The 25,351-nt window shown below is 36.2% G+C and carries 17 protein-coding genes, 1 tRNA gene and 1 pseudogene; 13 read left to right on the top strand and 6 right to left on the bottom strand.

The genetic code is table 11. The features are described 5' to 3' along the window. Positions 1 to 54 precede the first annotated feature (54 nt). The 4 genes from ACFSRZ_RS05040 (at position 55) to ACFSRZ_RS05025 (ending at position 12,243) form a co-directional block, all read left to right on the top strand. Positions 55 to 3,084: a histidine kinase dimerization/phosphoacceptor domain -containing protein gene (locus ACFSRZ_RS05040; RefSeq protein ID WP_379665430.1), complete on the top strand. Its 3,030-nt coding sequence runs from the start codon at positions 55 to 57 to the stop codon at positions 3,082 to 3,084. Between the two features lie 107 nt (positions 3,085 to 3,191). After that, on the top strand, positions 3,192 to 3,857 hold the full coding sequence (locus tag ACFSRZ_RS05035; protein ID WP_379665429.1) for a LytR/AlgR family response regulator transcription factor: 666 nt from the start codon (positions 3,192 to 3,194) through the stop codon (positions 3,855 to 3,857). Positions 3,858 to 4,116: 259 nt separating this feature from the next. Beyond that, the gene (locus tag ACFSRZ_RS05030; protein WP_379665428.1) at positions 4,117 to 11,316 is read left to right on the top strand and encodes a lamin tail domain-containing protein; all 7,200 of its coding nucleotides are present in this window, start codon (positions 4,117 to 4,119) and stop codon (positions 11,314 to 11,316) included. Positions 11,317 to 11,355: 39 nt separating this feature from the next. Further along, positions 11,356 to 12,243, top strand: coding sequence for a PorP/SprF family type IX secretion system membrane protein (locus ACFSRZ_RS05025; RefSeq protein WP_379665427.1), 888 nt, complete (start codon positions 11,356 to 11,358; stop codon positions 12,241 to 12,243). An 85-nt stretch (positions 12,244 to 12,328) separates the two neighbouring features. Here ACFSRZ_RS05025 and ACFSRZ_RS05020 read toward each other — a convergent pair whose 3' ends face one another. The 4 genes from ACFSRZ_RS05020 to ACFSRZ_RS05005 all read right to left on the bottom strand — a co-directional run bounded on the left by ACFSRZ_RS05020 (position 12,329) and on the right by ACFSRZ_RS05005 (position 18,657). Next, on the bottom strand, positions 12,329 to 14,692 hold the full coding sequence (locus ACFSRZ_RS05020; protein WP_379665426.1) for a hypothetical protein: 2,364 nt from the start codon (positions 14,690 to 14,692) through the stop codon (positions 12,329 to 12,331). A 131-nt stretch (positions 14,693 to 14,823) separates the two neighbouring features. Beyond that, complete coding sequence (locus ACFSRZ_RS05015) at positions 14,824 to 16,515, bottom strand: glutamine--tRNA ligase/YqeY domain fusion protein (RefSeq protein WP_379665425.1); 1,692 nt, start codon at positions 16,513 to 16,515, stop codon at positions 14,824 to 14,826. A gap of 123 nt (positions 16,516 to 16,638) precedes the next feature. After that, positions 16,639 to 17,514: a hypothetical protein gene (locus ACFSRZ_RS05010; RefSeq protein ID WP_379665424.1), complete on the bottom strand. Its 876-nt coding sequence runs from the start codon at positions 17,512 to 17,514 to the stop codon at positions 16,639 to 16,641. 96 nt (positions 17,515 to 17,610) lie between these two features. Continuing rightward, entirely contained in the window at positions 17,611 to 18,657 is a 1,047-nt protein-coding gene (locus tag ACFSRZ_RS05005) for a helix-turn-helix domain-containing protein (RefSeq protein WP_379665423.1), read from the bottom strand. Between the two features lie 55 nt (positions 18,658 to 18,712). Here ACFSRZ_RS05005 and ACFSRZ_RS05000 point away from each other — a divergent pair, with 55 nt between their 5' ends. The 3 genes from ACFSRZ_RS05000 to ACFSRZ_RS04990 all read left to right on the top strand — a co-directional run bounded on the left by ACFSRZ_RS05000 (position 18,713) and on the right by ACFSRZ_RS04990 (position 19,592). After that, complete coding sequence (locus ACFSRZ_RS05000) at positions 18,713 to 19,108, top strand: DUF2452 domain-containing protein (RefSeq protein WP_379665422.1); 396 nt, start codon at positions 18,713 to 18,715, stop codon at positions 19,106 to 19,108. A 2-nt stretch (positions 19,109 to 19,110) separates the two neighbouring features. Continuing rightward, entirely contained in the window at positions 19,111 to 19,467 is a 357-nt protein-coding gene (folB, locus tag ACFSRZ_RS04995; RefSeq protein ID WP_379665421.1) for a dihydroneopterin aldolase, read from the top strand. Positions 19,468 to 19,521: 54 nt separating this feature from the next. Next, positions 19,522 to 19,592: transfer RNA gene (locus ACFSRZ_RS04990), tRNA-Cys, on the top strand. A gap of 71 nt (positions 19,593 to 19,663) precedes the next feature. Here ACFSRZ_RS04990 and ACFSRZ_RS04985 read toward each other — a convergent pair. Beyond that, positions 19,664 to 20,218, bottom strand: coding sequence for a helix-turn-helix domain-containing protein (locus ACFSRZ_RS04985; RefSeq protein ID WP_379665503.1), 555 nt, complete (start codon positions 20,216 to 20,218; stop codon positions 19,664 to 19,666). 78 nt (positions 20,219 to 20,296) lie between these two features. Then, a pseudogene (locus tag ACFSRZ_RS04980) lies at positions 20,297 to 20,527 on the bottom strand (AraC family ligand binding domain-containing protein); the annotation flags it as partial. Positions 20,528 to 20,616: 89 nt separating this feature from the next. On the opposite strand from ACFSRZ_RS04980, the gene ACFSRZ_RS04975 reads away from it, so the two are divergent. The 6 genes from ACFSRZ_RS04975 to ACFSRZ_RS04950 all read left to right on the top strand — a co-directional run bounded on the left by ACFSRZ_RS04975 (position 20,617) and on the right by ACFSRZ_RS04950 (position 25,311). Beyond that, positions 20,617 to 20,967 carry a DUF983 domain-containing protein gene (locus ACFSRZ_RS04975; RefSeq protein WP_379665420.1) on the top strand — a complete coding sequence of 117 codons (351 nt, stop codon included), beginning with the start codon at positions 20,617 to 20,619 and terminating at the stop codon, positions 20,965 to 20,967. Between the two features lie 241 nt (positions 20,968 to 21,208). Beyond that, positions 21,209 to 21,610: a response regulator gene (locus tag ACFSRZ_RS04970; RefSeq protein WP_379665419.1), complete on the top strand. Its 402-nt coding sequence runs from the start codon at positions 21,209 to 21,211 to the stop codon at positions 21,608 to 21,610. Between the two features lie 3 nt (positions 21,611 to 21,613). Beyond that, positions 21,614 to 22,156 carry a heme NO-binding domain-containing protein gene (locus tag ACFSRZ_RS04965; protein ID WP_379665418.1) on the top strand — a complete coding sequence of 181 codons (543 nt, stop codon included), beginning with the start codon at positions 21,614 to 21,616 and terminating at the stop codon, positions 22,154 to 22,156. Then, positions 22,149 to 24,251, top strand: a complete 2,103-nt coding sequence (locus ACFSRZ_RS04960; RefSeq protein WP_379665417.1) for a PAS domain-containing sensor histidine kinase — start codon at positions 22,149 to 22,151, stop codon at positions 24,249 to 24,251. Before ACFSRZ_RS04965 ends, ACFSRZ_RS04960 begins: the two co-directional genes overlap by 8 nt. Continuing rightward, complete coding sequence (locus ACFSRZ_RS04955) at positions 24,251 to 24,580, top strand: Hpt domain-containing protein (RefSeq protein WP_379665416.1); 330 nt, start codon at positions 24,251 to 24,253, stop codon at positions 24,578 to 24,580. The genes ACFSRZ_RS04960 and ACFSRZ_RS04955 overlap by 1 nt, the downstream gene beginning before the upstream one ends. Before the next feature lie 26 nt (positions 24,581 to 24,606). Continuing rightward, positions 24,607 to 25,311, top strand: a complete 705-nt coding sequence (locus ACFSRZ_RS04950) for a LytR/AlgR family response regulator transcription factor (RefSeq protein ID WP_379665415.1) — start codon at positions 24,607 to 24,609, stop codon at positions 25,309 to 25,311. Positions 25,312 to 25,351: the final 40 nt, after the last annotated feature.

Genomic DNA, 25,351 nt, shown 5'->3' with positions numbered 1-25,351 from the left:
ACAACCTCAAAGCTGAGAAAATAAATTATATTTACAGTCAATCAACAGCAAGTATTGAAAAGAATTGTCCTCTTATTTTTTATACTTACTAGTCTAGGTAGTTGGAGTCAGAAGAGTAATGCTTTTATTGACCATAGAATTATCTATACATCTAGTGAGGGTTACAATATTACAGAACCTACAGCAGCTGTATATGATGAATTGGGTTGGTTGTGGATTGTCGGAAATAAAGCAGAACAAAGCGAGTATTTATTTGAGAAAAAAGAAATTATCATTCAGCGCTTTGATGGAGTGAGTTTCTATGATATTGCCCTTCCAAATTCAGGAAAAGAAATAGTCACCGCTTTTTTATTCAACAATGGAATTCATGGGCTGCTTTTTCGAGCTGATTACAAGAACGCTCCTTCAGAGATCTTTCATATAGACCCCAAAACACTTCAATTTTCTAAAATTGAAAACTACCAAAACCTTGAGAGTAAGTACGGTTATCATACCAGTTTTATCTTAAACAATCAACTAACTCTTGTACATCTTGGTAAAGATGAAGTTGCGCTGATTCAAATAGATGATAAAGAAGCAAAAGTTACAGACCGTGTAAGTTTTACCTTCAATCAAGGGTTTAACCCTGCACGAGCTTTATCACATGAAGGTACTCACACGATCTTAACGATCATGAAAGGAGTCAACTACATTGTAAATGATAAAGGAAAGTTTGTAAAAGAATTAATTCCAAAAGACCTTCCTTTTGTAAAGAATCCGGAAGAAATCAAATTAGATTTTATTTCTTACATACTAACAGATGACAATCAACCCGTCTTTTATACTGTATATGGAGATCCGGTTTTTTTCAAATTAGATGAGGAGAATTTGACTGTTAAAGAGTACCCTCCTTTGTCTTTTATACGGAAGAAGCACCTTCATTTTAATGCGTCTAACAATCATTATTACATGACTTTTGAGAAGAAAGAAGAAGTTTCTCAACTTCAAATGTTTGATCTCAATAACAATTTTGAATTGCTAGAAACACTGGAAATGGATGATTACCATATCCATGCCTTCAAAGACATGAATAAAGAGCTGTTAATACTTTATGGAAATACCATTGATCGTATTGTTTTCAATCAAAATAAAATCAAAACCTATTTAAAAGGAGAAAGCATTCGAACAGTCAAAGAAATCTCAATAGATAAATATATCGTAGCTACAGATAATAAAGGCTTGTATGAACTAAATACCACCACAGGAGAAGCAGAGAAAATTCGTTTTACCTATCAAGGAGAAGAAGTTTTTATTACAGAACCCAGAGAGATCATCAATACCAAACAAGGATATATTTTTAATGATAAAACCAATTTGTATGAGGTAGATCGCAGTTATGAAATTCATGAGAAATATACGCATCCATTGTGGCTAGAGGTAACATTTCAATTTGGAGATACCATTTTTAAAGGAGGCGTGCACCATTTAGGAATTCAAAGATTTAGTTTACAAGATAAGAGCTATCATTTTTTGGGGATAGGTACCCAAGTCAGAGAGTTTGCTACAAATGGAAAATCTTTGTTTGGAATTTCTGTGAATGAGGGGCCTTTTGAATATAAAAATGGAAAAATTACTTTTTACGTCCCGGAAGAAGAAGCATCCAATAATTTTCTATCCATCTTCTACGACAAAAAATTAGGGTTGTTACTGTCTACCAAACAGGGGAAAATCTATTCTTTCGATCCTCAGACCAAAACATTTACACTTTTTTATCAAGATACAATAAAAGCCTCTGTTGTAGGAATGATTACTGATGACTCGGGAATTCTATGGATGAATACCTATGCAGGAATTACTTCCTACGATCCTTCAACTCAAGAAGAAAAGAGATACACCAAAAAAGATGGAGTATATGAATTGGAAGGAAACCGATACAGTACGTATAAAGATTCCAAAGGAAACATCTTTATGGGAAGCTTTAAAGGACTAAGTTTTTTCGATCCAAAAGAATTAGAGAACGAAGAAAAAGAATTGAAATTGAAGTTTACAGAGTTGTCTTTTTTTGATACTGAAGAATCACTATGGAAGGCGCATAACAAACCCGGGTTTTTAAACTCAGTTGATGAAATATCCTTGCCTTCTTACAATCAAAGGTTCAGTGCCAGAGTTTCGTTTTTAGATGCAGTAGACGCAAAGAATTATAACTACCGATACAGATTGGTAAAAGAATCAGAAAAAGAAACAGCATGGAATAAGTTGTATCTCGAAAATGAGATCGTATTTTCTAACCTGTCGGCCGGCACCTATACCTTACAAGTAGAAGTATTGAGTTCCATCAATAAAAGAATTGGAAAGACCTTGGAACTACAGATCGTTTCTCAGCAAATTTTCTACAAAACCTGGTGGTTTTTCCTGATTATTCTCTTGCTCATCATTGGAGTTTTTAGTTACCTCTTTTACCAGTTCAAATCCAAACAAAAATTGTATGCTGCCAATGAGATTGCTATGAATGAAGCAAAGATCAAAGAAGCCATGATGTTGGAGATTCACCATAGAATCAAAAACAATTTGCAAGTAGTCTCTGGGCTGTTAAGCTTACAGGCATTTGATAGTAAAGACAAAGAGCTAAAAGCAAAACTGCAAGACAGTCAAGGAAGAATAGAATCTATTGCCGGAATTCATAACATCTTATACAAAGGAGACAGTCAGGAAGCTGTAGTGGTAGAAGAATATTTTAACGATATCATTTCCTATAACAAAACCTTGTTTACACAAGAGGTTGCTTACAACTTGAGCATAGCTCATGTTGAATTGTCTATGGACAAAGCCATTCCGTTAGCATTGATCTTAAATGAACTGATTAACAATTCTCACAAACACGCTTTTGACAATACAGAAAACCCGAGTATTCATGTCCAGTTCAAGGAAGACAAAACAAGTTATACCTTTTTATATGTCGATAGCGGAACCTTTAAGGAAAAAGTTGGAGAGCGTATTTCTATGGGAATGAAAATTATCTCGATGATGATTTCTCAGCTAAAAGGAAAAGACAGCATACAAGAAGAAGGAAGTTTTCAAATGGAATTGGTATTTCCAAAAGTTTAATCAAAGAAAAACTCATTTAACGACAAAAATGTAGGAATTGACGACAAATTGATGCAAAAGAAGAAAAAAATGGTAATTTTTACGCTTATTTATTTCCGGCTAACCTTATGAGATCTTTGCGAGTTTATATTTTGGAGGATGAGATCATCACACAAGAAGTGCTAAAGCAAACATTAGAATCATTGAATTGTAATGTATGTGGAATGCAGGCCAATGCAGAAAAAGCTTTGGAAGAGATCAACCTATTGGCTCCGGACCTTGTATTTTTAGACATACGTGTTGATGGAGACAAGACAGGAATTTGGTTAGGCAATCAGTTAGACATTCCTATTATTTATTTGACTGCTTTTTCCGATCAAAAAAATATTAAAGAGGCTGTACAAACAGATCCTATAAGTTATCTGCAAAAACCATTTCAAGAAAAAGATCTGATGATCGCTCTAGAATTGGCTAAGAGCAAATTAAACGGAAACAAAGAACTGTTGGTGCGTGATAAAAGCTTAACAGTAAAAGTAAAAGTGAACAATATTTTATACGCCAAAAAAGAAGATCATTATTTGGTGTTGCACTTAGGCAGCGAGAAAAAAATGATCCGTTCTACCGTACAGGAATTTTTAGACAATGTAACCGATGACTTTCTTCAAGTGCATCGTTCTTATATCATCAACAAAAATTTTGTGTCAGGATTTTCCAACAAAGTGGTGAAGATTCGCGATACCGAGATTCCTATTTCTCTTTCATACCTCAAAGAAGTAAAAGCAACGCTTCTTTAAAATCAATTCACGACAAAAACATCCAACTTCGCGATAAAATGAAATTGATTCACGACAAAAACACGTGAACTCATGACATTTTTTTCCGCTCTCTTCTCTTGCGAACTACTTTTATCGCAGAACAATACTGTGTAAGTCCCCACTTGCCAACAAATAGAACACAAACCAACAACATGTGTAAGTCCCCAAACTTACCGAATGATCTAATGCTAATCAACAACATGCATCTGTACAGATGCTTACACTAACTATATATACCATGAAGAAAATTTTACTTTTAAGCTTTTTGCTAGCAATCCCTTCCGTTGCATTTTCATTTCAGGATGGAGATATATTAATAGACCATAATACATTTAAAGGGACCTTAACGAATTCTGGGCAATCTTTTACAGCTACTAAAACAACCAAATGGACTGCTTTAAGTTTTGAGTTTAGTGAAGCATTCACGGGTACATTAAACATTTATGCAGGACACGTGGCTACGGGTACACCTATACATACACAACCTTTTAATGTGGCTGCAGGCCAACAAGAAATTGTGCTAACCACTCCTATTGATATTGTGCAAGGACAGCAGTATACTGCTGTCACTGACGTAACCTGTGCGTATTATCCCTTTGCAACCTACGGAGGCGGAAGCGCTTGGACCGTAACACTCTCTTTTCCCGGAGATCTATGGATGAAAGTAACAACACTAGACACAACCCCACCAGTATTTGAGAATAGTACACCATCATCAGCAAGTATTACTACAACAGGTTTTACCTTAAATACAGATATTCATGAAGCAGGAACTATTTATTATGTAGTCCTAGCCGATGGAGCAACAGCGCCAACTACAGCAGAAGTAAAAGCAGGGACAGCCTCAGGTGGAGGTTCTGCAGTAACCAGTGGAAATGCAGCAGTAACTTCAGGAGGCTTTACCAATGCATTTAGCGTTACAGGATTAACATCAAATACAGCCTATGATGTATATGTAGTTGCACAAGATGACAGTGACACGCCAAATATACAGGCTACACCAATAAAAGTAGATGTAACTACTCTGAGTGGTGATTTTATAGTAGTAGAGAGCGGAGGTTCTACATCAACAAATGAGAATGGTACAACCGATACTTTTACAGTAACACTAAACTCGCAACCTAATAGTAATGTAGTTATTAATCTAAGTAGCGGAGATGTAACCGAAGGTACAATAGATAAGTCTACATTAACCTTTACGAACGCCAACTGGAATATAGCACAAACAGTAACAGTAACCGGGTTAGATGATGTAATTACTGATGGTTCACCAAGCTATAATGTTACCTTGTCAATCGATGCAGCACTAACAGATGATGCTTTTGATGGGGCTGCAAACCAGACCGTTTCAGTAACCAACTTTGATAATGAAATTACAACTGCATCAGCAGGATCTGATCAAAATGTATGTGGTGGTGCTACCTTCTTAGGAGGAAATTCACCTAATGGAGGTGAAAGTGGTACTTGGAGTATCATTAGCGGAGCTGGAGGATCATTTGGAGCGATGAATAGCCCAACATCAAGTTTTTCAGGTACAATAAATACGGCTTATACCTTACGTTGGACTATTGGTAATGGAGGCGTTTCAGAAAGTACCGATGATGTGGTAATTACTTTTTTTGATAACCCTACAGCAGCAGCAGCGGGTCCTGATCAAAACAATATCCATGGTACAGCTACCCTTGCTGGAAATACCATTTCAGGATTTAATGAAACAGGAATATGGACACAGATAGCTGGTCCTGGCGTTATTACCTTTGGAGATGTTAATAGTCCTACTTCTACAGCTACAGCCAGTCTTTCAGGAAGTTATACTCTCCACTGGACAAGTAGCAATGGTGTATGTCCAATATCAAGTGATGATGTCGTAATTGAGTATACTTGTGTTACCCCCTCAGCTGCCGCAACAACTGCAGTTTTTGGCTCAAAATCAAGTAGCACATTAAGCCTAGCTAGCTTTACTGCTCCAGCAGGAGGAGCAGATGGCTATGTGATAAAAATGAATACCACCAATAGTTTTACAGCGCCAACAGACGGTGCATTGCCCTCAGCAAATTTAGCCTATAGCGGAAGTGGAGAACAAGTAGTATACGCGGGAACTTCTGCGTCACCTAACATAACAGTAACTGGATTAAGTGAAAGTACAACCTATTACTTTCAGGTGTATGCCTACAATGATTGTAGCGGAACCAATACCTTTGAGGCCACTGGATTGAGTGCAAGTAATGCCACGACAGGGCCCTATTCCACTGGAGCCAATGGTACACAGATTAGTAGTGCTGATGGAACTGCAATAGCAAACGGGACTGATACAGAAACTGTTACAGTACAATTAAAAGATGTAAATGGTAATAATGTGAGTCAATCAAATATAGGGATTGCATTAGTTCTTACGGGCAATGCGGTTTTTAATTCAGGACCAGGGTTAAACTTACTCTCTAGTCAGATAGTAACTGGAACTACAGATGCAAATGGAGTTTTGACAGTAACCATTAACAATACAACTGCAGAATCCGTAAATGTCACAGGAACTGTAGCAGGAAATGATATTACAAATGGAAGTCCAGCTACTGTAGTATTTACCCCAGGACCTGTATCCAACGGAGCCAATGGTACACAGATTAGTAGTGCTGATGGAACTGCAATAGCCAACGGAACCGATACAGAAACCATCACTGTACAATTACGAGATGTTAATGGAAATGCAATTTCTCAATCAGGTATAGCCATTGCATTAAATGTTTCAGGAAGTGCCGTATTCAATGCTGGATCAGGATTAACTTTAAGTAATTCTAATCAAACAGTAACTGGAACGACCAACGCTAGTGGTGTTTTTACAGCAACCATTGACAATACAATAGCAGAATCAGTAAATGTCACAGGAACCATCGCAGGAAATGCCATTGCCAATGGAAGTCCGGCAGCAGTAGTATTTGAAACACAACCAATTGATTTACTCATCACCGAGGTGGCGATCACTCCAACTGCAGGAGAGTTTGTAGAGATTTATAATCCAACAAGTTCTACAATAGATTTGACCAATGTTTATATCACAGATGCTACATTTGCTTCTGGGGGTATTTACTATTACAATATTGTAACAGGTGCTAATTATGGTGGTGGTGGTTTTGGTGATTTCCATGCTCGCTTCCCTAATGGAGCTACCATTGCAGCTGGAGAATATCAAACCATTTCGATATCAGGTTCTGATGAATTTTTCTCTACCTATGGAGTAAATCCAACCTATGAACTATATGAAGATGGTGGAGCTTCAGATGCCATTCCTGATATGTTAGAAGCAGTTGCTGGTTCAATTAATGGTCAAGGAGGACTAACAAATAGCGGTGAATTTGTTGTCTTATATACTTGGGACGGTAGTTCTGATTTGGTAAAAGATTTAGATTATTTTGTTTGGGGTGATAAAGTAGAAGGGGTAGATAAAACAGGAATTTCTATTGATGGCCCTGATGGAGGTACAAGCACTTCTTCTTATCAGAACGATACGCCGATTGCTAGTCAAATTGCTGTTTCATCAGGCTCTCATAGTTCAGATACTTCTTGGCAAAGAATCGATTTAACAGAGAGTAGAGAAACCAAAACAGGAGGAAATGGTGACCTAGGTCATGATGAAACTTCAGAAAACCTATCAACTGCTTTTACTGCGATAAGTCCAACACCGAATAGAGCAACACCGCTAATGTTTCAAAACAACACTCCTTCTTCCTCAAATATTACTACTGGAGGCTTTACCTTAGAAACAGATGTTGATAGAGCAGGAACCATTTACTATGTGGTAGTTGCAGATAACGCAACGCAACCCACAGAAGCAGAAATAAAAGCAGGTACAGGTAGTGGAGGAACAGGAGAAATTGCTTCAGGAGGTCAAACAGTAAACTCAGGAGATTTTACACACAATTTTAATGTAACAGGTTTAAGTGCAAGTACCTCTTATGATATCTATGTAGTAGCAGAAGATGCTTTAGGAAGTTTTAGTAGTATATCTAAAGTAGATGTGACAACAAATGATCCTGCAAACATTGTGATTACGGAAATTATGTACAATGCAGCAGAACCGGGTGCTGATATAACAGAATATATCGAACTATACAATGCAGGAAGTTCTACAGTGGATTTGACAGGGTATTCTTTTTCTGAAGGGATTATTCATACATTTACTAGTGGTTCTATAGCTCCGGGAGCATACTTTGTGATTACTGTTAATATGACAGAATTAGACAATAGATATGGTGCAGGGACAGCCGATGCACAATGGACTTCAGGAGGTTTGTCTAATAGTGGTGAAGATATCATATTAATAGATAATGGAGGGACACAAATAGATATTGTTGATTATGACGACAATGCCCCTTGGCCAACAGAAGCAGATGGTGATGGACCTTCCATACGATTATGTGATCCAACTGCAGACAATAATTTAGGCTCTAATTGGTCAGCATCTACAGAATCAATAGGTGTTATGATAAATGGATTTGAAGTAAAAGGAACTCCAGGTACAGCAGCAGTTTGTGATGTTACTCCACCAACAATCAGCACTACCAATCCTTTAGATGATGCAGTATCAGTAAATGATGCACAAAATATAACGATCAGCTTTAATGAAAATATTGCTTTTGGTACAGGAAATATACAAGTGATTGATGTAACGGATGGTTCAAACTCCTTTACCATTGATGTGACTTCTCCGGGTTCACAAGCATCTGTTTTTGATGATGTGCTAACAATCAATCCAAGTAATTTGTTAGACAGAAATTCTAATTATGCCATACAAATAGATAACACAGCCATTAGAGATATAGCAGGAAATAGTTTTGCAGGAATTGCAGACAATACTACTTTGAACTTTATGACAGTGCCTAATTTGGAAGTAACTTTTACAGTAAATCACCCTTCTTCTGCTACAGCAACTGATGGAAGCATCGCTGCAAACGCAACAGGGGGTGTACCTCCATATACCTATGTATGGAGCAACGGTCAAACGACTCAAACAATTAATAATTTAGCCCCCGCACAATATAATTTAGTTTCAGTAACAGATGCCAATGGATTTGTTGCGGTAGGACCTATTATTACCTTAATTCCACCCGTTGAAATATCATTTACCAATTCCAATAGTAGCGGCTCAGAGAGTGTGAGCTCAGTAAACATTCCTGTAGAGTTATCAACAACTTCTAATGTAACCATCACAGTTGATTATACAGTAACAGGAACCGCAACAGGAGGTTCAGATTATACCTTAGCAGATGGAACGTTAACCTTTAACCCATTAAGTACGGGTGACAACCTTACCATTGCAAATATTGTAGACGATGCTATTGTAGAAACCAATGAAACCGTAATTATAACCTTATCAAATCCTACAAATGCAACATTAGGAACCAATGCAGTATACACCTATACTATTGACAATAATGATACAACAGAAGTAACCATTGTAGGAGATGTTCAGGTAGATGAAGATGCAGGCAATGCGATTCTAACTGCTATGCTAAGCAATCCGGTACAAGGAGGATTCTTTATTCATGTAACAACCTCTAACGGAACAGCCGTGGCGCCTGGAGATTTTACCGCTTCTAATGATGAAGCGAATACGGACTTTTCAGGAAATGCAGGAGAGACACAGCAATTATTCATTCCAATTATTGATGATTCAGAAGGAGAAGCTAATGAAACTTTTACAGTAACCTTAAGCTCAGTGAGTGGAACGACTTTAGGAAGTAGTATCACAACCACAGATTCAGCTACGGTAACTATTGTAGATAATGATGCTCCGGTAGTATCAAGTGTATCAGTTCCAGCAGACGGACTCTATGGAATCGGAAGCGACTTAGATTTTACAGTAAGTTTTACAGATGCAGTGACAATCACAGGAACTCCAAGAATTCCAATGACCATTGGATCAACAACAGTAAATGCAGAGTTAAACGGAACTGTAACAAACTCATCAACAGCAAGCTTTAGATATACAATTACAGAAGGAGAGTTAGATACAGACGGAATTGTAGTAGGAACAACGATTGACTTGAATGGAGGAAGCATTGTAGGAACAAGCAGTACTATTGATGCGGTCTTAACCTTAAATAGTGTAGGAGCTACAGGAAACATCAATGTAGATGGAATTAGACCTACGGTTACCATTACTACAGATGCGGCAGATCCTACCAATGTTGCTTACACAGCCACCTTTACCTTCTCTGAAGATGTAACAGGATTTGAGGTAGGAGACATTACAGTAGGAAACGGAACTGCAAATGATTTTAACGCCATGAGCGCAACCGTGTACACAGCAACCATTACACCAACAGCAGACGGAGCAGTAACTGTAGACGTAGCGGCCAACGTAGCCGAAGATGCTGCAACCAATGGAAACGATGCAGCAGTACAATATTCTGTATTGTACGATGCAACCAATCCAACAGCTACGCTAACAACAACTGCACCGAATCCTGTAAATACACCATTTACAATAGACATTACATTTGATGAAGATGTATTCGGATTTGAGATGGCTGACTTGAATATCACGAATGGAACACCAAGTGACTTTGCAGCAGCAAATGCAACGATGTACTCAGTATTGATCACTCCAACCGGAGCAGGCGATGTAGTTGTAGATATTCCAGCAGGAGTAACAGAAGATTTGGCAACCAATGGGAACAATGCAGCAAGTTTTACAATCGAATACGACAACATACCACCGACACCACCAACGATCACGCACATCTCAGAATACACTTGTGCTGGTAATGTAACCATGACTAGCGACAATACTTTGAAGATATCTGGAACCGCAGAAAGAGAGTCAACAGTAGAGGTATTTATCGAATCCATCTCAGTAGGAACTACTATAACAGATGACAATGGTTTCTTTACCTTCGATCATTCAGGAACTACTTTGGCAGACGGTACCTATAACATCACAGCCAGAGCTACAGATATTGCAGGAAACACCGGAGATATCTCAGCAGCGTTCACCATTACCATCAACACAGTAGATTCAGATAGCGATGGTATTGCAGATTTCTGTGACGATGATGATGATGGAAACGGAGTAGATGATGTAGATGAAGATTGTGACGGAGATGGAATCATAGATAGTCAAGATACTGATAACAGCGCATGTACCTCAGGAATTCTACAAACCAGAAGTTATGGATTCTCTCCAAACGGAGACGGAGTAAACGATGGATGGACCATTGAGAACATCACAGCCTTCCCAAATAATACAGTAAGTGTATTCAGTAGATCGGGTAAGCTTGTGTTTAAGAAGAAAGGATACCGAAATGATTGGACAGGAATTTCAAACCAAACCAACAGTAGTGGAAACAACAGTAAGTTGCCGGTAGGACCCTATATCTACGTAATAGATCTAGGAGATGGAAGCAAACCCGTACGCGGATGGTTATACATTAATTATTAATAAAGCAAAATGATTCACAAACACCCAAAGAGAACAATCATGAAAAAAACAATCATAACACTCATCACGATCACTTTTGCTTTGTTAATAGGAACCAAGGCAGAAGCACAACAAGACCCAAACTTTACCTTGTATAACTTTAATATGAACATCATTAACCCGGCTTTTGCAGGGATCAAGGAAACACCTGAGTTGAACTTGGTGTATAGAAATCAGTTCTTGGGAATCGACGATTCCCCAAGAACCATCTCTATGGCCTACTCAAAAGCATTGGGGAAGAATCTGGGAATAGGAATCTCGGCTATTAATGATAGAGTTTTTGTACTAACAGAAACCGACATTGCAGTAGATGTATCTTATAAACTACAGATAGATGAAGAAACAAACCTATACTTTGGACTAAAAGCCGGAGGAGGATTTGTAAACATCGATCTAACCAAAGCAAGCAATCCTGGAAATGACCCATTGTTTACACAAAACCAAAGTTTCTTCAATCCACATATCGGAGCAGGGATCAATATTCAGAACGAGAAGTTCTACATTAGTATCTCTACACCAAACTTCTTAAAGGGAGATAGATATGAGAAGCAAGGAAACCGACCAAGTGCGGCAGTAGACCAAGCACACTTCTACTTAGGAGGAGGATACAACATTACCTTAAACAGTAGTTTGATCTTAACACCAAGAGTAATGATGAGAACGGTAGAAGGAGCACCAACGAGTTACGATCTAGGATCATCTTTAGAGATCAACAAGAAGTTTATTGCAGGGGTGAACTACAGAGTAGATGAAACAGTATCAGCATATGGATTGTTCCAAGTATTAGACAGACTAAAACTAGGAGCAGCCTATGATGTAACTACAATGGATGCAAGCGATATTAACGACAATGGTTCACTGGAACTTATATTAAAATATCAATTCTAATGACTAAATGGGACACTGTCATTTGAAGAAGAGTCGCTTCTCTGAAATTTCAGAAAAGCGACTTCTTATTTTTAAAAGAGAAACTTTATTTTACAACAAACTCTACTTGATACGTACCTAAATTTCCTCTGTGATCGTATGCATCTACCATCATTACATAAGTCCCTTGAGTATCCGGAGCAACCAATTGTAAGTTGATCTTTCCCGCCACTTTGCTAGTTTTAAAAGGTGACCACAAGCTGGTTTTGTGATGAATGTCAAAATTTGTACTGGCTATTTCTTGAAAAGATTCCGGTCTTTCAAAGGTGAAAATTTGTGGTGGATATTGCTTTTTAGGAGCTTTGTAAGAAACGTCTACCATATATTCTCCGCTAACCCTATAACGGTAGATTTTTCCAACAATAGGCTTCGTATTTTGAGGATGCTCACGATGGTTCTTACAGTTTAAAATATTACTGAAACAAACATAATCGTTTGGGTTGATTTCATATTCCTCTTGACTAGGATCGTGTTTTCTGTCAAAATCAATATCTTCAAGTAAGTTGGTGCTTGAAAAAGAGAATCCTACTTCGTCTATAAAAGCTTTACTTGTGGTAGAAAAAGTAATGTGCTCTGAAGGTTTGAACATTTCTAATTTAGGAATGATTGGATCTAGACTTTTGACCAAATCTTTAACTTCCAAAAGTATAGAAAGATCAAAGCTTGAATAAGGAGGAAGCAGATAACATTTTTTACTTGAAAGTACAGCTCTATCTACCTGAAAAAGCCCGTCTTTGTCAGAGATATAGTTGTAAATACCATTATCACATCGAACCAAAAAATGCATATTCGCTGCAGGAGCAATGTCTTGCTTATAAGCTTTTTTCATAGCCTTTACCTGAACTTTTTCAGAGAGACGTATTTTGGGAAATGTGTTTTTAGGATTCCATCTGTAATCATCTATAGACATAGTAAGCAATAGATTATCAATATCAGATGTTAGTGTTGCGTTATTTAAGGTTGTGCTTTGTATTGAGGAGATAAATTCTGAATCCAATAAATAATGCATAAATAAGTTCTTATTAAAAGAAGAATTGTCCAATGTTTTCTTGTAAACAGAGGTGGCATATCGAACCTTGATAGGTTCTGTATTCAACTTCGGACTAACAGACAGATTGATTTTTTCTCCAATTCTATATTCCAATTTAGGTGTTTGTAGAGCTGAAATATTGATTGTAGAAGGTTTTTTATGAAAACCGAATCGATAAGAAAGCAGATCACCTTTTGTATTGTATGCAGCTACAAGAAAAACACCCGGATAAATTTTTCCTGTATGCAAAGTTTCTGAAACCTCACTACCCTCTACCCATACATTTTTAGCGTGTACTTCTGTACCCTTTGAAAAGACTTTTAAAGTTATTTGTTCTTTTTGATGATGAGAACCGGGAACAATCTTGAGCAACCTTTTATAGTTTTCTTTGCCTTCCGCTAACGAGATACGTATTCCATCTTCTTTACTGTTCAATAGTATAGGAAAGATCTTTTTACCATCCATTTGAGTTTTTACGTGGTACTGATTTCCTTTTTGAAAACGGAGAGAGAATTTGCCAATTCCATTTTCAGTAACAGGAACTTTTTTTAAGAATTGCCCATTTTCATAAACATACAAATACTCTAATTTTTTGTAAATACTTTTGACCTTAAACCCAATAAATTGCTCTTGCTCATGTTGTAAGAATCCACCTTCGGGATAAAACAGTATTTGATCTTCTTCAATATTAGGAAGATGTACAAAAAAAGTTTCCTTATAATGACTGTCTTTGTATTCTACTTTGATATAATTCAGGTTTTGCCTTTTGGGCTTTTTGATAACAGCATGTAAAGAGTCGGTATTTTTTAATCTATAACTGAGGCTCTTTTCTTTTTCATCTTTATCCCAATAGATCAGCTTTACTCGAGCTTTAGTAACGGGGACTTTGTTCTTTTTATAAAACCTTAAGTGTAAATTCAGATGATCCTCTTCCCCAAGATTACTATCGTATTCGATATACATTTTCTTAGGAAGGATCTTGTGCACCATGATAGGTTTGGTAGACTCCAGAAAAAGAAGATTATCTAAAGAATTTTGAGTATAGGTAAGAATATAATATACACCTTCATCAAGGTGATTAGGAATCAGGTAAGAACCGTTGGTTGTTCCTTTTCTGATCCGGAATTTCTTACGATCTATTACCTTTTTTTCTTTGTCTAACAATAAGAAATACAATATACTGCTGTTGTATTTTGGAGCCAAGGTTTTAGATCCTAAGTGAATAGTACTAAACCAAACACGTTCTCCAACTTCATAAACATCTCTATCCGTTTTTAGATAAATGATCTCCTTGTCATTACTGGTAGATATAGTCGTGTTTTTAGCATAGCATAAGGCAAAACCCAAAAAGAAGGTTAGGGCGAAGAATTTCAGTTTCATAGAGAGTCAATTTTAATTAGCTCTACTAATATAAATGTATTTTAATAAAAATGTTCTTTAGAGTGTTAAAAAAAATCCGCTCCTCGAAACTTCGAGGAGCGGATTTTATCTTGAGTCAAAACTATCGTGACTTATTTATTCTTTTTAGCCCAGTTATCTCTTAATCCAACCGTTTTGTTGAAGATTAATTTTTCAGAAGTAGAATCCTTGTCAGTGGCAAAATATCCTAGACGTTGAAACTGGAATTGATCACCTACTTTGGTTGTTTGTAAGCTAGGCTCCACATGAGCCTCAATTACCTCCAAAGAATTAGGATTTAAAAACTCCATAAAATCTTTGTCTTTATGACTATCCGGAGCTTCGTCAGAGAACAAACGATCATAAGCACGAACTTCTGCTTTTACAGCATGTTTAATAGACACCCAGTGCAAAGTTCCTTTTACTTTACGCTTGCTTTCTTCTGTTCCGCTTCCCGATTTACTTAACGGGTCATAAGTACAGTGAATTTCAGTAATATTTCCGTCGGCATCTTTTACAACGCTTTCTCCTTTGATGATATAAGCATTCTTTAAACGCACCTCTTTTCCAAGAGTTAATCTAAAGAACTTTCTGTTCGCTTCCTCTTTAAAATCTTCCTTTTCGATGTACAATTCTCTTGAGAAAGGAACCTCTCTGCTTCCTGCATTTTCATCTTCAGGATTGTTCTCTGCAATCAAGATTTCTTCTTCTCCCGGAGGATAGTTTGTGATCACCAATTTAACAGGGTTCAATACTCCCATCACACGATTGGCAGTTTTATTCAAGTCTTCACGAATCTTAAACTCTAACAATGCTACATCTATTACATTCTCACGTTTAGAAACTCCAACCGTTTCAATGAAATTTCTAATAGAAGCCGGAGTATATCCACGTCTGCGTAATCCTGAAATTGTAGGCATTCTTGGATCATCCCAACCAGAAACAACACCTTCTTCTACCAAACGCATTAATTTACGTTTACTCATAATCGTGTAGCTCAAGTTCAAACGAGAGAACTCACGTTGCTTAGGAATATGTGGATAAGCAGTTTTGCTGTATTCATACACGTTGTCGCGGAACCAGTTGTACAATTCACGGTGAGGCTTAAACTCCAAAGAACAAAGTGAATGAGATATTTGCTCGATATAGTCACTTTCACCATGCGTCCAATCGTACATTGGGTAGATACACCAATCATCTCCGGTTCTGTGGTGATGTTTGAACAAGATTCTGTACATGATTGGGTCACGCATCAACATATTCGGGCTGCTCATATCGATCTTGGCACGCAATACATGCGCTCCTTCTTCGAAATCGCCATTTTTCATTTTTTCAAATAACTCCAAGTTCTCTTCTACAGAACGATCTCTGTAAGGACTGTTGGTTCCTACTTGCGTAGGAGTTCCTTTTTGAGTTGCAATTTCTTCTGAAGTTTGACTATCTACATAAGCTTTCCCTTCTTTGATCAGTGCTATTGCCCAGTCGTATAATTGCTGGAAATAATCTGAAGAATACAATTCGTTCTCCCATTTATACCCTAACCATGCCACATCATTCTTGATGGCATCTACATACTCTTGCTCCTCTTTAGCAGGGTTGGTATCGTCGAAACGTAAATTTACATGCGCGTTGTATTTTTCACCCAAACCAAAACTAATTCCTATGGCTTTGGTATGACCAATGTGTAAATACCCATTAGGCTCAGGTGGAAAGCGAAAACGCAAGTTTTCTTTTGGCATTCCGTTTGCCAAATCCTCTTCAATGATTTGCTCAATAAAATTAAGCGACTTCTTTTCTTCAGACATGTTTAATCCACTAATTTGAAAGCGCAAAATTAAAGAAAATAAGCGGATTAAAACTACTTTCCCTGTTGTTTCTGAAATAAGAAAAACTCCTCCGAGACAAAGAACGAAGGAGTTTAGGAAAGCTTACCTTCGGTAGGTACCGTCAGGCAATACCGTTGGCATTTTATACTGTGGATCTGTAAGCAAATTGTAAATAGCTACATCCGTTTGTTGCACTTTCTCTCTAGTGTTTAGTTTCCACTCATTGTTAATTTCGTTCAAACGAACATCAGATGCCTGAGCTCCTAAAATAGAAGTCAGTGCCCAGTACAAGTATTCAATCGTTTGACACGAAGCATAATCGCAAGTAGTATCGTTATAAGTATACCAAGCTCCAGCAGGATAAGAATTTGGAATAGTTAAGAACTGACCGCCTCTGGCAATATCCATAGCATTAGCCAAATCAGAACCCTGTGCTTGCCCAAATGCGCTAGGATAAGCTCTAGAATGTCCTGCGTTGTTAATGATGTGTAAAACTTCTTCTAAAGCAGCGTCAAATCGACCCGTAAAACCACTTGAAACATAATTAGGATTGGTTTCATCATTTCCTAAATCTTGCCCAATCCTTCCTGAAGGAGGATTGATGTTCAAGTCGTTTTCATTAGCCCACATGACTAAAAAAGCTTTCCCTGCAATCATTTGATCCAATACTGCTTGGTCATCTACAGTACCATCTTCATCATTGTCTAAGTACTGCGCCATAATGTTGGCAGCATGTAACAATTTTACATCATCAACACCGGCTACCGCATAAATATCAATTCCAAAGACAACCACTTTTCTATTAAAAGAAGAAAACCCGGGATCGGAATGAGCAACGATGGTAAAGTTAGGGTCGTTTCCCGGATCAATAGTTCCGGTAACTGTAAGATCGGTATCGTTATTTGAGGTGCAGGAAGCACAACTCATGGCAATAATACTAGTTAATAGCACTCCTGCAACAAACATTTTTTTCAGCATAATTTCAATATTTTAAGGTTACGTATGATGTTATTTGTTATTCATAACATCTATGTGACGCTTTATCCTATACGATGTGTCCGAAGATGAGTCCGACTAACCGTTATTCGGACTTTTTAGCTGATTTTGATACTGTTTTGGAGTAATGCCCTCAGTGTTTTTAAAAACAGAGTAGAAGGTTGATTTTGAGGAAAATCCGGCTTCCATGGCAAGTCCGAGAAGTGATAATTGTGAAGCTTTAGGAGAAGCAAGTAGTTTTTTGAAATCTTCTATCCTAAATTGATTGATATAATGATAAAAGTTCTTTTGTGTATTCGATTTGATAAGACGAGAAACCTCTTTTTCTTTCATTCCCAACTGATCCGATAAGGATCTAAGATCTAAATTAGGATCTTTAAAAAGTTCTCTTTCAACAATGGTTGCAGACATTTCAGAAAATCGTTGATTGTCTTCTTGATACTCCTCAATTGTCAATGCCGTTTCCTCAGGAGCTGTCATTTGAAATTGCAAAGACGAAAAGATCTCAGGTTGAGAGAATCCATTGTAACCAATCCAATAGATCATAAAAAAGGTGAGAATGGTTGATGTGATGGCAAAATACCCTCCGATGTTCTCATTTTGAAAGCCTACAATATCTTCTACGATCCATAAAAGGTGAAAGAACAAGAAGATAAAGATGATGGTTTTGATCCATTCCAATGTTTTATTTTCAAGAGCAGAAAAATAATCACCTAGCAGAGATCTGTGCGTTTTTAGCATCATCAGAACATATACTAGGATAGGGATATTAAAAAGATATTCTATAAAATGACCGATAGGATAAAAATTAATAATCATTCCCGGAATGAAAAGTAAGAGATAATAGAAGTTTATAGATAAGTTCAAACTCTTTCTTACATACAACAACAGAAAAGGAATAGTAAAGAGAGTCGTATTCGGAACTGTAAAGGAAATTCCTTGAACAGATTCTAGAAAAGATCCCAATACTTCAAGTGACAAAGACCACAAGAATACTCCCAAAAAGATATTAGCCCTTCTATTTTTGGTTTTTGATGAGGTAAAGAGCAAACCCAACACAAAAGCCGTTGAAATAGAGAGAATGTCTAGAACACTTGAAAAAGAAAAATCAAATACTATTTCCATATGTAGGAATAAAAATACAACATGATTTATTTGTAATTTTGCTTTTTATTTAAAAATGGCAAAGAAACCGGATTTAGTAGTCTATAATGAGGAAACAGAGAAGTACGATGCTTCTTTAAAACCCTATGGAACCAATGCCAGTGCTCCTGCGATCAAACCCACCGATACAGCAACTTGGAGAAATGATGGTGTAGACAGGGTAAACAAGCAACTGAAGAGCAAATTTGACGAGATCAAAAAAGCGTATGAAGAATTGATGACACAATTCGAATACAACGACCTGGTGTACAATGCCAAGTTTAATTTTGAACCTGTTATAGGTGAGATCTATCACTTGTATAACAATAAAAACAAAGAACCTTTTCTATCATTGATCGCTCCTGATCAATGTCGATTTGATCATTTAGGATCATTTCGTTTGAATTCACAAAAAATGTGGGAGAAAATATAAGCATGGGTAAAATTCAAGTTAATAACATCCGACTGTATTCCAATCACGGATGTTTAGAAGAAGAAGCAAAAATAGGATCTTGGTATCGTGTAGACGTTGAGGTAGATGCAGATCTAACCAAATCATCGCAAACCGATGAATTGTCAGACACGGTAGATTATGTACATTTAAATCATATTGTAAAACAAGAAATGGCCATACGTTCTAAGCTCTTAGAAGAAGTAGCGCAGCGTATTTTAGATCGTTTTTTCAAAGAAATTTCCATGATTGAAAAAGCCACAGTAAAGGTGGCGAAGGTTAATCCGCCCATCGGAGGAAATGTAGAAGAAGTGGTCATTATTTTAGAACAAAGCAGGTAAAAGAAAAAAAAGTAGTGCCAGAAACAAAAAAAATGTAAATTTGCACTCCTTAATGGTGCCGTGGCCGAGTGGCTAGGCAGTGGTCTGCAACACCATCTACAGCGGTTCGAATCCGCTCGGCACCTCAAAAAAACCTTGATTTTACGTAAAATCAAGGTTTTTTTATTTCTGGAAAAGCTTTTTTAGAACGTGCATATTAGTAACGTTTCCTAAACGAACTGGGACTTTCACCGGTTTTAAGCTTAAAGAATTTAGAAAAATGAGAATAATCTTCAAAACCCAACTCAATTGCTATAGTAGTCAATCGTTGTTTTGTATGAACTAAAAGTCTTTTTGCTTCTAAAATGATTTTGTCATGTAAAATTTCTGTGAGTGTCTTATTCAAAACTTCTTTAGAGATTCTATTTAAATGTCTTACAGATACATGAAGCTGCTCAGCATAAAAAGCCGCTTTTTTGTTTTGTTTAAAATGTGAGGTAATTAAACTTTCTAATTTATGCACAAGAATTAAGTTATTTATAGACTGCTTTGGTAGTGGTTTACTCTTTTGATCAAAGAGCCTTAGAAAATCGATATAAATAACATTAACCAAACTTAATAAATAAGCTCTTTTAAATACTTGATCGTTATTATACTCATTATTAATGTTTTCAAAAGACTGCGTAAAGAATTGAATTTTACCCTTAGGTAGATCTAAAAAAGGTTCATTTAACGTGTAGAAAGGAAACTCGTTTAAATTTAATTCATTCATGCTAAGTCTGAAAAACTCGAGAGTATGAAAAAAAATATACCCTTTTACAGAAGAAGTAAAATCCCAAAAATGAGATTGTCCGGGTTTTAAAAAAAATACTCGCCCGGGTTTTACATCATAAGAGGTAAAATCTATTTCGTGCCTGCCTTCACCTTCAATAATTAATACGCATAAATAAAAACTGTGTCTGTGAGGCTGATTAAAATGTTGTTCATTCTTTTTAAGGTGAATGTCTAAATGATTGCTGTAAAAGTAATTTTCAATTTCTATCGGAGGGTTGAAATTTTCAATATTTAAAATAGGAATCATATAGAAATGTCTTAATTATACAAATTTAAGCAACTTATAGATAATAGTTTTCGAGTTCAAGAGGAGTAATTTTGCAAAAATATTTTTACATGAAACCACTTGTCGCTTTGCTTTCAAATAAATGCCCTAGATGTAATAAAGGAAAGGTTTTTGAAAATTCTATTTTTAATTTATTTAAAATAGGAAAAATGAAGGATAATTGCTCTCATTGCAATCTCACCTACGAAAAAGAACCGGGTTTCTTTTTTGGAGCAATGTATGTTAGTTATGCTTTAAATGTGGCAGAAAGTGTAATCGTATTTATCGTTTCAAGATTTATAGTAAACCTAGATTGGTTCTCAAGTCTAGGCTTAACAGCATTGATGTTAGTAGTATTGTTTGGAGTGAATTTTAAATTATCTCGAATGATCTGGTTATATATGTTCTCGTCTAAAAAATAAGTTGAGGTTCATGTGGTAGATTGAATTCTACAATGTTTTAAAAGGGTTAAAAATGAAAAGACCATAGAAACTACTTGCGTCTTCAGCAATGATTTTTGCTTTAAATATTGATTTATTGATACTTTTTTTTCGTTTAACGAAGAAAATCTACCATTCGTCGATGTTTACTACCCATTAAACTAAAGCTAGCCTAAATTCATTCTTTTTTGGTAATTTTTGCATTCGAAACCAATCACATAAAATGAACAAGCTAAAGATACTTTTGATTGAAGATGATGAAATTGAACGCATGAAGTTTGCAAAAGTGGCATCAAAATTAGGCAATCACACAATTGTAGAAGCAGAGAATGGAGAGAAAGCTTTGGAAGTTTTGGAACGAATAGACTTACCTAATTTAATTGTCCTAGATTTAAATATGCCTAAGGTAAATGGCGTTGAATTTTTAAAGATTTTAAAAACTAACGAAAATTTACAGTATATTCCTATCGTAGTAATGTCTACCTCAAACAATCATAACGATATAAAAAGGTGCTATGAAATAGGAGCATCAGGCTACATGATCAAACCTTTGCATTACGAAGACTATAAAAAGAAAATACAAGGATTGATCGAATACTGGGTAGACAACGAATTAATATTGTAAACTATGAAAGGAATTGTTTTTACAGAATTTTTAGAGCTGGTAGAATCCAAATTTGGATTAGAAACTGTTGATGAGATCATTGAAAAATCTGATCTTCCTTCCCAAGGAGCATATACTTCCATTGGAACCTATGCCTTTTCTGAAATGCTGTCTTTGATCACTAATTTGAGTGAAAAGACAAAAATATCTGTAAACGATTTACTACATGCATATGGTTTACACTTTTTTAGTGTAATCGAACGAGACTATCCTGCTATTCTAAAATCTTACAATGATCCTATGGAATTACTTTCCTCTGTAGAGAGTCATATTCATGTAGAAGTAAGAAAGATTTACCCGGATGCCGAATTGCCACGATTTGAAATAGCAGACAAAACAGAGAATTCTCTTACACTTATTTATTACTCTTCCAGATCTATGTATGCTTTTGCTCATGGACTGATGGAAAAAACTTTTGATTACTACGGAGCTTCACCTTCAATAACTTATACCACGTTAAAAGATGATGGTTCTGAAGTAAAGTTTGTAATTTTGAGGAATGAGTAATGAGAAAATCCATATACTCCAAAAAGCACTAGAAAGAGAAAAGCTTGCCCGCAAACAAGCTGAAAAGATTCTTGAACAGAAATCATTGGAACTCTACGAAAAAACACAAGAGTTGGCCTCTATCAATGATAACCTATCTAAAGTAATTGATGAGCAAACAATAGAGTTTAATGGGATCTTTGACAGCATACGAGACTCTTATATATTGATGGATTTGCATGGAAACGTGTTGAAAATGAACGATCCTGCCATAGATTTTTTTGGATACGATATCAAAAAAGAAAAGTTCAACGTAACTGAGATCATCTATGAAGAAGATCACGAATATGCATATGCCTCTTTCTATCAATTGATCGAAGTTGGATACTTTGAGAATTATCAAGCACGCATCTATACCAAGTCAGGTGAGATTAAATGGATACAGATCAATTCGAGGATTATACATGATGGTGAAACAGAACCTCGATTTGCACACGGAATTGTAAGAGATATTACCGAAGCCAAAGCACAACAAGAAGCTTTCGAAACACAAAAAAAACAATTAGATGCTATTGTAGAGAATTCTTCATTAGGAATTGCCTTAAGTGGAAGTGATGATAGATTTATCATGACCAACACAGCTCTTGAAAATTTGTTGGAATACACAAAAGAAGAGATGCAGGAATTGTCAGTAAAAGATGTGTCCTTGAAAGATGATGCAAAAATTACCAGAGAGCATTTGGATAGAATGGATAGTGGAGAATTAGACCATTTCTCTATGAATAAAAGATATAAATCCAAGAGCGGACGTGTTATTTGGGCAAAAACCAGTGTTGCAGCAGTAAGAAACCCAGATGGATCTATGCTATATAGAGTTGCTTTGGTAGAAGACATCACCGAAGAATTAAAGCAAGGAGCATTGCTAGAAGCCTTAAACAATTTGATGGCATCTATCCTTGGAAAAACCAATATCTATGAGATTGCTTGGGAAATTACAAAGAATACCATTGGCTTATTAGGATTTGAAGATTGTGTGATTTATTTATTAGATCAGGAAAAGAAAGAGTTAAATCAAATCGCTGCCTATGGAGAAAAAGTTTCTTCAGATAATGAGATCGTAAACCAGATTGCTATTCCATTGGGAGAAGGAATTGTAGGAACAGTTGCAGAAACAGGAGTTCCGGAAATCATAGCCGATACGAGTAAGGATAAGAGATATATTGTAGATGATAAAACGCGTTTTTCTGAGATTACCGTTCCCATTATTGCAGAAGACGAGATCATTGGAGTGATAGACTCAGAACATAGCAGCAAGGACTTCTTTACCTATGATCATTTAAAAACATTGCAAACCATTGCAAGTTTAGCAGCAACACAGTTGAAGAATGCATTGAGTTTGCGTTTGAGAGAGAAAGCAGAAAAAGAAAAAGAGCTGGTGTTAAAAGATCTCAAGAAGAGTAATAAAGAGTTAAATGACTTTGCTCATGTGGTATCTCACGATTTAAAATCGCCATTGCGAAGTATGAATACTTTGGTAAATTGGCTGAAAGAAGATAGTGAAGAGTTTGCGAGTGAAGAGATCAATGAAAACTTTGAGTTATTGCTGAAAAGAATTGACAGAATGGACCTTCTGATCAACGGAATTTTGAATTATGCGAGTATTGATAAGATCGAAAAAGTTGATAAAGACACTAATTTGAAGGTGATTGTGGAAGATATTTTAGACACAATTCATATTCCGGATCATTTTTCAATCACAGTAAAAAACAAACTTCCAATCGTTAAAGGAGATTCTTATAAATTGATTCAGCTTTTTCAAAACTTGATTGGAAATGCAATCAAGTATACCGATAAAGAGGAAGGGAAAGTTGAGATAGATTGCAAGTCAAAAGGCAAGTTTTGGGAATTTAGTATCGCTGATAATGGAATTGGAATTCCTAAGAAATATCATGAAAAAGTATTTCAGGTATTTCAAGTCTTAGAAGAGGCGGAAGACTCTACAGGAGTGGGATTGTCTATCGTAAAGAAGATCGTAGATTTCTACAATGGAGAGATCTGGTTAACCTCTGAAGAGGGTAAAGGAACCACCTTTTATTTTACATTACCTAAGAAATAATGGAAACACCAAACTTGAATTATATTAAAGGGTTAGCAGATGGAGATAAGGCCTTCGAAGCTAAGCTAATTGCAGTTTTAAAAAAAGAGTTACCGGAGGAGCTTGAAGAATACTTAAATAATTTCCAGAAAAAAAACTTTGTAAAAACTGCGGAAAATGTCCATAAACTAAAACATAAAATTAGTATATTAGGACTCACAAAAGGTTATGAAGAAGCTGCACTATACGAAAATGATCTTAGAGATCAGCAAGAGATAAGGCGCCATAACTCTTTTGTACAAATAGTGAAATCCATGTCAGATTTCCTTAGTCTCCTAAAAGAAGAGTAATTGTATCACCCCCTAAACGAGAAACTATGAATTGTATAATCATAGATGATGATTCTGCGGCTAGATTAATCGTGTCTAAGCTGTGCAAGAAGGTACCTAAACTTCATGTATTAGAAGAGTTTTCTAATGCTATCGAGGCTATTAAATTTTTAAACAACAACGAAGTAGATGTGATCTTTCTAGATATTCACATGCCTACTTTCTCCGGGTTCGACTTTATGCAAACATTAAAGAACCCACCAAAAATCATTCTAACAACTTCAGACAGGAATTTTGCACTGGAAGCTTTTGAATATCCTAGTGTAGTAGACTATTTGGTTAAACCTATAGAGCTACCCCGTTTTCAAAAAGCAGTAAACAAACTCTCTACCTTCTCTGTGAAGAAAGAAGAAAAACCATCAGTAGAAACATCTGATGGAACAAAAGAACTGTATGTTAATGTAGATAGAAGACTGGTAAAAATCAACTTTTCTGAGATTAACGTCATAGAAGCAAAAGGAGATTATATCCGAATAAAAACAAACGACAAGAGTCATATTGTACATTCTACATTAAAGAAGATCGAAGACAAATTGCCGAATGAGGTTTTCTTAAAAGTACACCGATCATACATTATAAACTTATCTAAAATCATTGATATAGAGGATAATAGTGTGTTAATAAAACAAGACATTATCCCGGTTAGTAGATCTAATAGAAGTGAATTGATGAAAAGGCTAAACCTATTATAGCCGTTCATCTAAAGAAAAAGTCTCTTTACCTTACATTTCG

The organism is Pseudotenacibaculum haliotis, assembly GCF_042684245.1.
GTDB lineage: Bacteria > Bacteroidota > Bacteroidia > Flavobacteriales > Flavobacteriaceae > Polaribacter > Polaribacter haliotis_A.
This window is presented reverse-complemented; position numbering and strand designations above follow the sequence as displayed.